Source organism: Rhodoglobus sp. G.S.4, from assembly GCF_056619605.1.
In genome coordinates this window covers 2341751-2354087 of the sequence record NZ_CM152748.1, presented here as the reverse complement: position 1 = coordinate 2354087, position 12337 = coordinate 2341751, and the positions used below count along the sequence as shown (strand labels likewise).

Annotated in this window: 14 protein-coding genes; 12 read left to right on the top strand and 2 right to left on the bottom strand. The window is 59.7% G+C overall.

The features are described from left to right. Positions 1–107: 107 nt before the first annotated feature. Genes rplM through glmM form a run of 3 tightly spaced genes read left to right on the top strand, consistent with a single transcriptional unit; the run spans position 108 to position 2472 of the window. On the top strand, positions 108–554 hold the full coding sequence (gene rplM, locus AC061P_RS11590) for a 50S ribosomal protein L13 (protein WP_343922643.1): 447 nt from the start codon (positions 108–110) through the stop codon (positions 552–554). A 41-nt stretch (positions 555–595) separates the two neighbouring features. Then, positions 596–1084 carry a 30S ribosomal protein S9 gene (gene rpsI, locus AC061P_RS11585; RefSeq protein WP_449647424.1) on the top strand — a complete coding sequence of 163 codons (489 nt, stop codon included), beginning with the start codon at positions 596–598 and terminating at the stop codon, positions 1082–1084. Between the two features lie 26 nt (positions 1085–1110). After that, entirely contained in the window at positions 1111–2472 is a 1362-nt protein-coding gene (gene glmM / locus AC061P_RS11580) for a phosphoglucosamine mutase (protein ID WP_449647423.1), read from the top strand. A gap of 73 nt (positions 2473–2545) precedes the next feature. Here the strand turns inward: glmM and coaA are convergent, their stop codons facing one another. Beyond that, on the bottom strand, positions 2546–3502 hold the full coding sequence (coaA, locus tag AC061P_RS11575; RefSeq protein ID WP_449648205.1) for a type I pantothenate kinase: 957 nt from the start codon (positions 3500–3502) through the stop codon (positions 2546–2548). A gap of 46 nt (positions 3503–3548) precedes the next feature. Here coaA and glmS point away from each other — a divergent pair, with 46 nt between their 5' ends. The 9 genes from glmS (at position 3549) to AC061P_RS11530 (ending at position 11103) form a co-directional block, all read left to right on the top strand. Then, the gene (gene glmS, locus AC061P_RS11570; RefSeq protein ID WP_480391263.1) at positions 3549–5399 is read left to right on the top strand and encodes a glutamine--fructose-6-phosphate transaminase (isomerizing); all 1851 of its coding nucleotides are present in this window, start codon (positions 3549–3551) and stop codon (positions 5397–5399) included. An 8-nt stretch (positions 5400–5407) separates the two neighbouring features. Further along, the gene (locus AC061P_RS11565) at positions 5408–5782 is read left to right on the top strand and encodes a holo-ACP synthase (RefSeq protein ID WP_449647421.1); all 375 of its coding nucleotides are present in this window, start codon (positions 5408–5410) and stop codon (positions 5780–5782) included. Continuing rightward, on the top strand, positions 5775–6896 hold the full coding sequence (alr, locus tag AC061P_RS11560) for an alanine racemase (protein ID WP_480391262.1): 1122 nt from the start codon (positions 5775–5777) through the stop codon (positions 6894–6896). Before AC061P_RS11565 ends, alr begins: the two co-directional genes overlap by 8 nt. Beyond that, the gene (tsaE, locus tag AC061P_RS11555) at positions 6893–7474 is read left to right on the top strand and encodes a tRNA (adenosine(37)-N6)-threonylcarbamoyltransferase complex ATPase subunit type 1 TsaE (protein ID WP_449647419.1); all 582 of its coding nucleotides are present in this window, start codon (positions 6893–6895) and stop codon (positions 7472–7474) included. Before alr ends, tsaE begins: the two co-directional genes overlap by 4 nt. Continuing rightward, the gene (gene tsaB, locus AC061P_RS11550) at positions 7458–8078 is read left to right on the top strand and encodes a tRNA (adenosine(37)-N6)-threonylcarbamoyltransferase complex dimerization subunit type 1 TsaB (RefSeq protein ID WP_449647418.1); all 621 of its coding nucleotides are present in this window, start codon (positions 7458–7460) and stop codon (positions 8076–8078) included. The genes tsaE and tsaB overlap by 17 nt, the downstream gene beginning before the upstream one ends. Then, entirely contained in the window at positions 8075–8566 is a 492-nt protein-coding gene (gene rimI, locus AC061P_RS11545; RefSeq protein WP_480391261.1) for a ribosomal protein S18-alanine N-acetyltransferase, read from the top strand. The genes tsaB and rimI overlap by 4 nt, the downstream gene beginning before the upstream one ends. A gap of 68 nt (positions 8567–8634) precedes the next feature. Next, a complete protein-coding gene (tsaD, locus tag AC061P_RS11540) occupies positions 8635–9690 on the top strand; it encodes a tRNA (adenosine(37)-N6)-threonylcarbamoyltransferase complex transferase subunit TsaD (RefSeq protein WP_449648204.1) in 1056 nt (351 codons plus the stop codon). Positions 9691–9790: 100 nt separating this feature from the next. Next, positions 9791–10075: a DUF4190 domain-containing protein gene (locus AC061P_RS11535; protein WP_449647416.1), complete on the top strand. Its 285-nt coding sequence runs from the start codon at positions 9791–9793 to the stop codon at positions 10073–10075. A gap of 101 nt (positions 10076–10176) precedes the next feature. Then, positions 10177–11103 (top strand): DUF4190 domain-containing protein, encoded by a 927-nt coding sequence (locus tag AC061P_RS11530; RefSeq protein WP_449647415.1) that lies wholly within the window; start codon positions 10177–10179, stop codon positions 11101–11103. A 14-nt stretch (positions 11104–11117) separates the two neighbouring features. Here AC061P_RS11530 and AC061P_RS11525 read toward each other — a convergent pair whose 3' ends face one another. Next, positions 11118–12305, bottom strand: coding sequence for a class I SAM-dependent methyltransferase (locus tag AC061P_RS11525; RefSeq protein WP_449647414.1), 1188 nt, complete (start codon positions 12303–12305; stop codon positions 11118–11120). Between the last annotated feature and the right edge of the window lie 32 nt (positions 12306–12337).

Here is a 12337-nt window from a genome sequence, read left to right as displayed (position 1 = left end):
GAGCGCGGCATCCGATCATGAGCCCTCCACCTGAATTGTTTCTTCTGAAACAACCATCGGAGCGGGATTCACGAACACCTCACTCGATCAATGAAAGCAGCACTATTGTGACGCGTACATATTCGCCCAAGCCCGACGACGTCAAGCGGGAATGGGTCATCATCGACGCCGCCGACATCGTTCTCGGCCGTCTCGCCAGCCACGCAGCCATCTTGCTCCGTGGAAAGCACAAGGCAACCTTTGCTCCTCACATGGACATGGGTGACTTTGTCATCATCATCAACGCTGAGAAGGTTGCCCTCACCGGCTCCAAGCTCGCAAAGAAGAAGGCCTACCGCCACTCCGGTTACCCGGGCGGACTCACGGCCACCACGTACTCCGAGATGCTGGAGAAGCACCCTACGCGCGCCGTCGAAAAGGCAGTCCGTGGAATGCTCCCCAAGAACTCCCTCGGTCGCGCTCAGCTCTCCAAGCTGAAGGTCTACGCAGGCACTGAGCACCCTCACGCTGCTCAGCAGCCAACTCCGTACACCCTCACCCAGGTCGCTCAGTAGCGCCCGCGCTTTACGTAGCCAAGACTTAAGGACTTATTACTGTGGCCAAGATCGAAGATTCAATCACCGAGGGTGCTCCCGAGTCGTACACGACTGAATCGGCAGCAACCGAGGCGCCTGCTGCGCCTCGCCCCGTACTCACCGTTCCCGGTGCAGCCGTTGGACGTCGCAAGCAGGCAATTGCCCGCGTGCGCCTCGTTCCCGGTTCGGGCACCATCACGGTCAACGGCCGTGAGCTCGCCGAGTACTTCCCCAACAAGCTTCACCAGCAGCTCATTAACGACCCGTTCAAGGTCCTTGACCTGCTCGGTGGTTACGACGTAATCGCACGCATCACCGGTGGTGGCCCTTCCGGCCAGGCCGGCGCGCTGCGTTTGGGTATCTCTCGTTCGCTCAACTTGATCGACGAAGAGAACAACCGTGCGATCCTCAAGAAGGCTGGCTTCCTTACCCGTGACGCTCGCGTCAAGGAGCGTAAGAAGGCTGGACTCAAGAAGGCCCGCAAGGCTCCGCAGTTCTCGAAGCGTTAATCCGCTTTCCCTGCTAGCGGCAACGTATGGCACGTCTTTTTGGTACAGATGGCGTTCGCGGACTCGCGAATAGCGATCTTACTGTCGAGCTTGCGCTCGGCTTGGCTCAGTCGGCAGCAGTCGTTCTGGGCCAAGGCCGGGTTGCTGATGGTCGGCGCGCTTCAGGCCGCCGACCGGTTGCAGTTGTTGCACGCGACCCCCGCGTATCCGGCGAATTCATTTCTGCCGCAGTATCCGCGGGGCTCGCGAGCTCAGGTGTCGATGTCTTCGACGCCGGAGTAATTCCCACCCCGGCAGCAGCGTTCCTCGTTGCCGATTTCAAAGCCGACCTCGGAGTCATGATCTCCGCGTCGCATAATCCCGCCCCAGACAACGGAATCAAATTCTTTGGTCAGGGCGGCACAAAACTTCCCGACGAGGTCGAAGACCGAATCGAAGCAGCGCTTGCAGCCCCGAGCCTCGCGCCCACAGGCATAGAAGTGGGTCGCATCCGGCGGTTCGCCGATGCTGAAGACCGCTATGTCGTGCACCTGCTGTCGACACTCCCCAACCAACTCGGCGGCATCCATGTAGTGCTCGACTGCGCTCATGGTGCGGCATCAGGAGTTTCGCCACAGGTATTCACGGATGCCGGTGCCAAAGTCACCGTCATTGGTGCTGACCCCGATGGCATCAATATCAATGACGGAGTTGGGTCAACTCACCTAGACAATCTTGCTGCAGCGGTGCTCTCACACGGTGCCGATATCGGAATCGCTCACGACGGCGACGCCGACCGCTGCCTCGCCGTCGACAAAGATGGCAAGGTCGTCGATGGCGATCAGATCATGGCGATTCTGGCCGTATCGATGGCTGAGCGCGGTGTGCTTCATGACCGCACACTGGTTGCTACAGTAATGAGCAATTTGGGGCTTCGTCGTGCCATGGCCGAGCACAATATCACGATGCTCGAAACTAAGGTCGGCGATCGCTATGTGCTTGAAGCACTCGGTGAGCACGGCCTATCGCTTGGTGGTGAACAATCTGGGCACGTCATCATGACTAAGTTTGCGACGACCGGTGACGGCATCCTAACCGGATTGCACCTTGTTGCTGAGATGGAGCGAACGGGTAAGACGCTTGCCGAATTGGCTTCGGTGATGACCGTTTACCCTCAGGTGCTCGAAAATGTTCGAGGCGTTGATCATCATTCGCTGGGATCAGACACCGTAATCGCCGACGCCGTTGCTGAGGTTGAGGCCGAGTTGGGCGATACCGGCCGAGTCTTGCTTCGCGCTTCGGGAACCGAACCGATGGTTCGTGTGATGGTAGAAGCAGAGCACCAAGAGATCGCTCAACAAATGGCGGAGCGACTTGCCGCGGTCGTGCGTGCTCAACTCGGCGCCTAGTCACGATTGACCTGCGAAATACTGCGAGTTGCCGCGCTAGCGCAATGATGTTCGTAGTTACCGCGCGGCCTTATTAGGTCTTGCGCAGCAGCACTTTCGACACCGCGTGATTCGCATCCTTGCGCAAAATCAGTGATGCGCGCGGCCGGGTAGGCAAAACGTTCTGGATAAGGTTTGGCTCGTTTGTGAGCTTCCATACCTGTTGCGCGCGTGCCCGGGCTGCGCTTTCGCTGAGGTCCGCGAAGCGGTGAAAGTACGAGCGCGGATTGCTGAACGCTCCGCGCTGGAGACGAAGGAAGCGCTCCTCGTACCAGCGGGCGATGTCGCTCGTGCGGGCATCCACATAGATCGTGAAGTCGAAGAGGTCGCTGACGGCGAGTTTTTTGCCCGGTGTTGGGGGTTGTAGGACGTTGAGCCCCTCGACGATGAGTACGTCTGGTTTGCGGACTACGACACCCGCATCGGGGATGATGTCGTAGGCGAGGTGGGAGTAAAACGGTGCTCGTACTTCTGGCTCGCCCGCTTTGATCTTGCTGACGAAGCGAAGCAGGGCACGGCGGTCGTAGCTTTCGGGAAACCCTTTTCGCTCCAAGATGCCGCGGCGTTCGAGCTCGGCGTTCGGATGAAGGAAGCCATCGGTTGTGATCAGTTCGACCCTGGGCGTTCCATCCCAACGGGAGAGCAGTTCGCGCAACAGTCGGGCAATGGTGGATTTTCCCACGGCTACTGATCCGGCAACGCCGATCACGAAGGGCGTTCGGGTGGTGGATGCGCCCAAGAACTGAGTGGTTGCGGCGTGGAGCCTCTGAGCATTTTCTGCATAAAGATTGAGCAGACGGCTAAGGGGGAGGTAGACCTCCGAGACCTCGGTGAGGTCGAGTTCATCTCCGAGCCCGCGGAGCTCAATGAGTTCCGTTTGTGTGAGGGGCACTTTCATTTTTGGCGCGAGCTCGCTCCAATCGCTCCGATCGATTTCGAGAAAAGGAGAGATTTGACCGTGTGCGGAGCTATGTTCGTGCATCGGGTTCATCCTATCTGCGCGCGGATACCCAGCTTGGGCAACTAAACTCGTTTCCATGTGTGGAATTGTCGGTTACGTCGGTAACGAAAAAAGCCTTGAGGTTCTCCTCGGCGGTCTCAAACGTCTCGAATATCGGGGCTATGACTCCGCAGGTGTCGCCATTATTGACGACGCGGGGGTGCTGGGTACGCGCAAGCGTGCTGGCAAGCTTCAGATGCTGCTGGATGACCTAGCCGAAGCCCCTCTCGGCAACGGTGCCACGGGCATCGGGCACACCCGGTGGGCTACCCACGGTGGCCCGACGGACGTCAATGCGCACCCGCATTTGAGCCGCGATTCGAAGCTCGCGCTTATTCACAACGGCATCATCGAAAACTTCTCTGAGCTGAAGAACGAGCTGCTTGCCGAGGGTGAAACCTTTGCCAGCGAAACTGACACTGAGGTTGCAGCAATTCTCGTCGGTCGCGAATACGAGAAGACTGGCGACCTCACTGCGGCGCTGCGTGGGGTTGTTGCTCGCCTAGAGGGAGCGTTCACTCTTCTCGCCGTTCATGAGGACCAGCCTGGCGTTGTTGTCGGCGCTCGTCGCAACTCACCGTTGGTCATCGGCTTGGGTGATGGTGAAAACTTCCTCGGCTCAGACGTTGCAGCGTTCGTTGAGTTCACGCGTCGTGCCGTCGCTATTGGCCAGGACCAGATTGTTACGATTCGTCCGGACTCTGTTGACGTTATTGACTTCGATGGCAACCGTGTTGAGGTCGAAGAGTTCGATATCGCTTGGGATGCTTCGGCATCAGAGAAGGGCGGCTGGTCTAGCTTCATGGCTAAGGAAATCAGCGAAGAGCCTGATGCCGTAGCCAACACAATTCTGGGCCGTGTTCAGGATGGGCTTGTTAAGCTCACCGAATTTGAGCCGCTTGGTGATGACGTTATCGCCAACATCGACCGCATTGTTGTTATCGCATGCGGAACCGCTGCCTATGCCGGAATGCTCGGCAAGTACGCCATTGAGGCGTGGTCGCGCGTTCCCGTCGACGTTGAGCTCGCGCACGAGTTCCGCTACCGAAACCCGATTCTCACCGATCGCACGTTGGTTATCTCGATCAGCCAGTCTGGCGAGACCATGGACACCCTCATGGCAGTGAAGTTCGCCATGGAATCCGGGGCAAAAGTCGTTTCGGTGTGCAACACGCACGGCGCAACGATTCCCCGCGAGTCGCATGCTGTCGTCTACACGCATGCTGGCCCCGAGGTCGCTGTGGCATCCACAAAGGCGTTCGTCGCTCAGGTGACGGCGCTGTACCTCATTGGACTGCACATCGCGGGTGTTCGCGGAACGCTCAGCGAGGAAGCGATTCGTGAAAATGTTGCCGAGTTGCAGGCCGTACCAGACAAGATCTCTGAGGTTTTGGTCACTTCACAGTCGATCAAGCAGTTGGCACACTGGATGACAGACACTCAGTCGGTTCTTTTCCTCGGCCGCCACGTGGGTTATCCGATCGCGCTCGAGGGTGCCCTCAAGCTCAAGGAACTGGCCTACATTCACGCCGAGGGCTTCGCTGCTGGAGAGTTGAAGCACGGTCCGATCGCGCTCATCGAGCCCGGTCAGGTTGTCTTCGTAATTGTTCCGAGCCCGCGTGACCCCAATTCGCTGCACAAGAAGGTTGTCTCCAACATTCAGGAGATCCGTGCTCGTGGTGCCCGCGTTATTGCTATCGCTGAAAAGGGTGACGCCGCGGTGTTGCCGTTCGCCGATGAGGTCATCCCGATTCCGCTAGCGGGTTCGTTCTTTGAGCCGTTGCTAGCCGTCATCCCGTTGCACATTTTTGGTATGGAGCTTTCAGCAGCGAAGGGACTCGACGTCGACCAGCCTCGCAACCTCGCGAAGTCTGTCACCGTCGAATAGGTCTCACCGTGATTGTGGGGATCGGTGTGGACATCGTTGACATCGCACGCTTCGAGCGTGCTTTGCAGCGCACGCCGACCCTCACCTCTCGCCTGTTCTCTGAGAGCGAACAGCTCAAGGATGGCGTGGCTCGCCCGCTGCGCTCGCTAGCCGGCCGCTTCGCCGCCAAGGAAGCGCTCATAAAGGCGTTGGGCGATTCAACCGGTGTCACCTGGCACGACATGCGTGTCGTCTCAGATCACCTAGGGAATCCGTCCTTTGAACTGCTCAACTCCACAAAGACAATTGCCGAGCGCCGAGGAATCACTTCCGTGCACCTCTCGATGAGCCACGATGCCGGCATCGCGATCGCCTACGTTGTCGCGGAGGCGCACCATGACTGATCTACGCCTCGCAACCATCAGTGCCGCCGCGATCAGCCACAACATGCAAGTCCTACGCGCGCTCGTTGCCCCCGCCAAAGTCATGGCAGTAGTGAAGGCGAATGGGTACGGCCATGGCGCCGTTGAGAGCGCACGAGCAGCGCTCGCCGGCGGTGCAGACTGGCTCGGGGTAGCGGACCTGACCGAAGCGTTCGCTCTCCGAGACGCCGGTATTGATGCCCCGCTCCTTGCATGGTTGCATCAGCCTGGGGCCGCTTTCAGCGAAGCGATCCGCAAGAACATCGAACTCGGGATCAGTAGCACCGCACAGCTCACAGAAGTTGCCTCGGCATCCGGAACAGCCAACGTGCACCTCAAAGTCGATACCGGTTTGCATCGCAATGGTGCGGCTCTCGGCGACTGGCAGCAATTTTTTGAGGAGGCGGTTGCCCACGAGCTGGCCGGTCGCATCCAAGTCCGGGGCATCTGGAGCCATCTTGCGAACGCGGGCACCGCAAACGACACCAAACAGATAGAACATTTTTCAGCCGCCATTGCCCTAGCAGAATCGGTTGGATTACGACCCGAATTTCATCACTTGGCGGCATCTGAGGGCGCAATCAAGTACCCGCACGCCCGCTTCACTCTTGTGAGGTTCGGAATCAGCACGTACGGACTGACCCCAGCCAACGACGTGGATGCCGCAGCTCTCGGTCTGGTGCCAGCGATGACCCTCAGCGCCCCTGTCGTGTCGGTGAAACGGGCTGCCGCAGGTGAAGGTGTCTCGTATGGATTCGATTTCCGCTGCGAGACCGATACCAACTTGGCCCTAGTGGCCCTGGGCTATGGCGATGGCATTCCGCGCCAGGCATCCAATCGCGGCCCCGTCTCCATCAATGGGGTAACCGGCCACATCGCTGGGCGAGTAGCGATGGATCAAATCGTGGTCAATATGGGAGACACCCCGGTTGCCGTCGGCGATCGGGCCGTGGTGTTCGGTAGCTCCATCTCGAGTTCGGACGGAGCGCCGACTACGGTGCCCAGCGCCGAGGACTGGGCGACAGCGGCTGGCACCATTAATTACGAAATTGTGACGCGCATCGGGCAGCGTGTGGTGCGCAGGTACGAGCAGTGACAACGCTAACAATTGATTCCCCCGAACGGATGGCTGAACTAGGGGCAGCGATCGCCGGGCAACTGAGAGCCGGAGACCTTGTTCTCCTCAACGGCGAACTCGGTGCTGGAAAGACGACCCTCACTCGAGCGATAGGTGAGACGTTAGGCATCCGCGGCACCGTAACGAGCCCCACTTTTGTTCTTGCACGCACGCACCCGAGGCTCGAAGCAGGCGAAGTGGCCTCTAATCCTGATGCAGCAGCCGACCTAGCGCCGCTCGTACACGTTGATGCCTACCGACTGGGTAGTGCGGTCGAGCTCGATGACCTCGACATTGATTTTGAAGCATCCATTGTCGTCGTCGAATGGGGCGCAGGGTTGCTCGATGGGGTCAGCCCATCGTGGTTGAACGTAGACATTGTTCGCCCAACCGGTGCAGGTACCGAGCCCACAGCAGGCACCGCGCCCACAGCCAGTCGTGAACGCGACGCTGGCGACGACTTTTCCGAAGAAGCTGTTGAACCACGCACCGTCACCGTGACCGGTCATGGTGCCAAGTGGGCAGAAATGGGGTGGCTTGATGTTCTTAGCAATTGATACATCAGCGGGCACCAGCGTTGCCATCGTCGATGCGACCGGCGTGGTCCGGTCCGCGTGCGACTCTGCAGACACCCGCAAACACGCCGAAGTCATCGGCGATTTTGTTTATAGTTGCCTCGCCGATGCCGGGCTCTCGGTAACCGACCTAACCGGTGTCGTCGCGGGGATGGGCCCCGGTCCTTTCACGGGGCTCCGCGTGGGAATCGTCGCAGCCCGCGCTTTCGCGTTTGGGGCCGGTCTCCCGCTTTACCCGGTGGTCACCCACGATGCCATCGCGCTCGGCGAAACCGCACCAACTCTCATCGCCACTGACGCGAGGCGCAAAGAGTTCTACTGGTCGACCTATGCGGGAACGGATGACGCGGGGTTGCCGATCCGCGTCGCTGGCCCAGCGCTGGCCCCTGCCGCCGAATTGGCCGATCATGTGCCGCACTATGAACGTTATGCCGTGCACGAAGCAGCACCAGTACACGCAGCACAACTGGCTCAACTGGCGCAACTACTGAAGGCAAACGGACGCGAGTTCGCCGGCCACGAAGCGCTCTACTTGCGCTCGCCTGACATCAGTCTTTCCGCAGGACCGAAACGAGTAACCGCATGAGCTGGCAATTGCGCCGCGCTACCCCAGACGACCTTGACGCCATCATGATTATCGAGTCGAGCGAGTTCGCCAATGACGCGTGGTCGAGAGACATGATGGCGGCAGAGATTGTCGACAACCACGGCTATTACCTTGTCGCACACCCGGTAGGGGATCCCACGCAAGTGACGGCCTATGCAGGATTGCGTGCGCCGTTCCGTTCCGGGCAGGCGGACATCCAAACTATTGCTGTCGCACCGGATGCTCGACGCCACGGTATCGGTCGTGCCCTGATGCACGCGCTCATGGTTGAGGCTCGCGATCGCGGGGCAAGTGAGCTCTTCTTGGAGGTGCGTGACGACAACCCTGCCGCCCAACGCCTTTATGATTCGCTCGGTTTTGAACGGATCGCTGTGCGGCCTCACTACTACCAGCCTGATGGCGTTGATGCGATCGTGATGCGACTGACTATTCCTGAGCCGAAACTTTCCCCGGCGGTCGGCAGATGACTGAGTTGTCTGGAGGGGATAGCTCCCGCTCGGAGTATCGCGAGGCTCCGAGCACGCGCAGCCTGCCGATGAACACGACGGAACCGCTCGTGCTGGGAATCGAAACCAGTTGTGATGAGACCGGTATTGGCATTGTTCGAGGAAATCGGTTGCTGGCCAATGTGATTTCTTCCTCCATGGACGAGCACGCACGCTATGGCGGCGTCGTTCCCGAAGTTGCTGCACGCGCGCACCTTGAGGCGATGCAGCCAGCGCTCGAGCAGGCGCTCGCCGCCGCGGGAGTGGAGCTCCACGAAGTCGACGCCATTGCCGTCACGAGCGGTCCAGGGTTGGCGGGTGCGCTCATGGTCGGAGTTGCTGCAGCGAAGGCACTTGCGGTCGCGACCGACAAGCCGCTCTATGCCGTCAACCATCTCGTCGGTCATGTCGGAGCGGATGTGCTGCGTGATGACGGAACCGAGATCGACCTTCCGACAATTGCGCTACTCGTTTCGGGTGGACACACCTCGTTGCTGCATGTGCGTGATCTCGTTTCCGATGTCGAACTGCTCGGCGAGACAATCGATGATGCGGCAGGCGAAGCCTTTGACAAAGTAGCGAGACTGCTGGGATTGCCGTATCCGGGCGGGCCACAGATTGACCGGGTTGCTGCCGGGGGAGATCCCCGTGCGATTCGCTTTCCTCGAGGCCTCAGTCATGCCAAGGATCTGGAGCGGCATCGCTACGACTTCTCCTTTTCGGGTCTCAAGACCGCTGTTGCCCGGTGGGTGGAGCGCGAGCAAGATGCGGGAACAGAATTCTCGATCGCGGATGTTGCCGCTAGCTTTCGAGAGGCAGTCGTTGACGTCCTGCTGACCAAGGCAGTCGCGGCGTGCGTTGATCGAGGGGTGCCTCGCCTGCTTCTCGGTGGCGGGGTTGTTGCGAATGCCCGGGTGCGGGAACTCGCTCAGGAGCGGTGCGACGCTGCCAACATCCAACTCAGGATTCCGCCGCTGTCGTTGTGCACCGACAACGGCGCGATGATCGCAGCGTTAGGTGCCCAATTGGTAATGGCAGGTAAACAACCGTCGACGCTGAGCTTCAGTGCGGACTCGACTCTTCCTGTCACCCAAATTCAGGCGTAGTTTCGCGCTAGGCTCGAACCCAGACACATTGACAGCGTTCTTTCAGGCTGACAATATGGTCGCGCCGCTTTCGGTTTCATCTACTAAGGAGCATTCCGTCATGTCAGAACCCACGCCTTACGCCTCGACGCCAACAGGCGCGCCGGTTGCCAAGTGGAACGTACTCTCCATCGTGTCCCTCGTGACCTCGATTCTGTGGCTTAGCCTCATCGGCATCATCACTGGTCACATCGCACTAAGCCAGATCAAAAAGACTGGCGAACAGGGCAACGTGCTCGCCATCATCGGACTTGTCCTGGGCTACCTCGGTCTACTGGGAGCCATTATTTTTGGCGCGATCATCATCGGATCGTTGGCACTCGGCGGAGCCGTAACCTCGTACTAGATTTTTCCTGTTCGAAGGGCCTGCACAGGTGTGCGGGCCCTTCGGCGTTAACGCGAATTGTTAACGGGAAAATGTTGATGTTCGCTTGCTAAAGTGGCCGAATGGCTACTAACAACTCAGACGGCTCGACGCCGTCGATCCCCACTCCCGCTATTCCTGCGGCATCAAGCGCGCCCAAGGCAAAGGCGACTCCGTCAGCCAAGAAGCCTGCGGCAACGAAGAAGACGACCGCCTCGCCGGCCGCAGCGAAGTCCACACCTGCAGCGAAGGCTTCCCCCACTAAGACTTCAGTTGCCAAGGCTTCAGTTGCCAAGGCTTCCACCACCAAGACTTCCCCTGCCAAGGCTTCCCCCACCAAGACTGCCGCGGCTAAGACTTCCACCACCAAGACTGCCGCGGCTAAGGGCACTGCGCCAAAGGCCACCCCCACAGCGAAGATGGATGCTGCGAAACCCGCAACGGAGAAGGCTGCCGTTCCAGCGCCAGTCGCCCCCACCAGCGCAGCACCGAAGTCAGCAGCGGCACCGGCACCGGCAAAGTCCGCAGTGTCGGCGACAAGTGCTGCTGCGGCCACTCCGGCATCGGCGACGTCAGCTCCCTCGACCCCGCCGGTGCCTCCCGTCACGCCCAACGACACTCCCGCGACGTCGAACGATCCGTACTCCGCGCCAAGCGGTACCCCGATCCCCGGCTACGAGAGTGCAGCTACTCCGGGTCAGGCACCATTCACCCCGGTTCCGGCCGGTCCCCCACAGGGGCTCTCCATCGCCTCGATGGTTACCGGAATCTCGGGCATCCTGCTGTCGTTCGTCGCTTTTGGTTTCTTGCCGGGCGTTGCAGCGGTAGTCATGGGCCACATGGCGCAGAAGAAGCAACCTCAGTCGCGTCCTTTCTGGCTCACGGGCTTGATCACCGGATACATTAGCGTCGCGATCGGCTTGATCACCGGAATCATTATTATTGGCGCATTCCTGCTATTTACTGCAGGCATCAGCCAGATGGGTCCCAGCTTCCGCCGCGATTTCTAGCAGCCACCAGCCCGCTACGCAGGCGAAACAACGCGGCGAGCTAGTAGCGCCCGACGCTTGCCTGCCACGCGCGTAAGAATCAGCGTTGCACTGTGCTCACCCTTCAGTGAGAGCGATGTTCGGAAAGTCGCGGGGTCGATATCGACCCCGCGCTTTTTGATTTCTAGAGTGCCAATCTTGCGGGAAGCGAGTTCCTTCTTGAGTGAGCGCTTATCGAGTGCGAAGTCAGCGACAATCTCGAAACAGGTTGCGAATGGCGAGGCCACTGCTGCGTCTGCACTGAAGTACGCAATCGACGTGTCGAGCATCCGTCCGTTCAGCTGTCTGGTGAGATCTCCGATAAGCCTCGCCCGGATGACTGCCCCATCTGGTTCATAAAGAAACTGCCCTAATTCTCCCGTGGCTTCATCTGCGCTGTCGGAGGCTGCCGTCATTTCGGCGGTGCCGTGTTCACCGATGACCAGTGCGGAGCGACGGATGCCGTCGCGAGCGACTGCACCGAACCACAGCCCGAGCTCTACGACTTCACGGCCGACTGAGATCCACTGGGCTTCAGCATTTTCGGGAATGAGATCGCGATCGATGCCGGGGCCGAGCTTGATTCCGGTGGGATAGCGCTCGGCAAGACTGAAAGCGAAATCGAGTGATGGTGTCCAGTCCGCCGGATTGGTCAGGCGAACGCGAGCATCCCGCCGCGCTGGGTCGAGGTAGATGCCGTCGATCCCTGAGAGATCTGCCGATTCTGCATCGCCGTGAACGACGTGAGCGTTGCTCCAGGGAGCTAGATTGAAGCTCGCGAGCGCTGCGGTGGTTTCGTCCAACTCGACAGCCGTGACGGTGAGGCCGAGGCCTGCGAGCGCGAGGGCGTCTGCGCCGATTCCGCAGCCGAGATCGGCGACCCACTTCACATTGGCGTTACTGAAGCGGCCGGCGTGGAGCGCCGCAACAGGAAGTCGAGTTGCTTGTTCGAGGCCGGCTTCGGTAAAGAGCATCCGTTCGGCAAATGGGCCGAACTTGTTCGCCGCTTTTGCCCGCAATTTGGACTGGCTGAGCACGGCGGCGACGAGGCCGGCGCTGTGGCCAGCTTTTCGCAGTTCGCCGACAGTGCGTACAATTTCGTCGCTCGATTGCCAAGCGGGAAGTGAGTCGAGCAGGCGGAGGCCTTCGGCTGAAAGTAGCTCGCGCAATTCGCTCTGATTCATTCTCTAACCGTATCCGCATCTGTATTGGCACT

Bases quoted from the DNA above. Each gene is read 5' to 3' on its own strand.
- glmM (WP_449647423.1), top strand. From the start codon at position 1,111: ATGGCACGTCTTTTTGGTACAGATGGCGTTCGCGGACTCGCGAATAGC.
- coaA (WP_449648205.1), bottom strand. From the start codon at position 3,502: ATGAACCCGATGCACGAACATAGCTCCGCACACGGTCAAATCTCTCCT.
- glmS (WP_480391263.1), top strand. From the start codon at position 3,549: ATGTGTGGAATTGTCGGTTACGTCGGTAACGAAAAAAGCCTTGAGGTT.
- alr (WP_480391262.1), top strand. From the start codon at position 5,775: ATGACTGATCTACGCCTCGCAACCATCAGTGCCGCCGCGATCAGCCAC.
- tsaB (WP_449647418.1), top strand. From the start codon at position 7,458: ATGTTCTTAGCAATTGATACATCAGCGGGCACCAGCGTTGCCATCGTC.
- rimI (WP_480391261.1), top strand. From the start codon at position 8,075: ATGAGCTGGCAATTGCGCCGCGCTACCCCAGACGACCTTGACGCCATC.
- tsaD (WP_449648204.1), top strand. From the start codon at position 8,635: ATGAACACGACGGAACCGCTCGTGCTGGGAATCGAAACCAGTTGTGAT.
- AC061P_RS11535 (WP_449647416.1), top strand. From the start codon at position 9,791: ATGTCAGAACCCACGCCTTACGCCTCGACGCCAACAGGCGCGCCGGTT.
- AC061P_RS11530 (WP_449647415.1), top strand. From the start codon at position 10,177: ATGGCTACTAACAACTCAGACGGCTCGACGCCGTCGATCCCCACTCCC.
- AC061P_RS11525 (WP_449647414.1), bottom strand. From the start codon at position 12,305: ATGAATCAGAGCGAATTGCGCGAGCTACTTTCAGCCGAAGGCCTCCGC.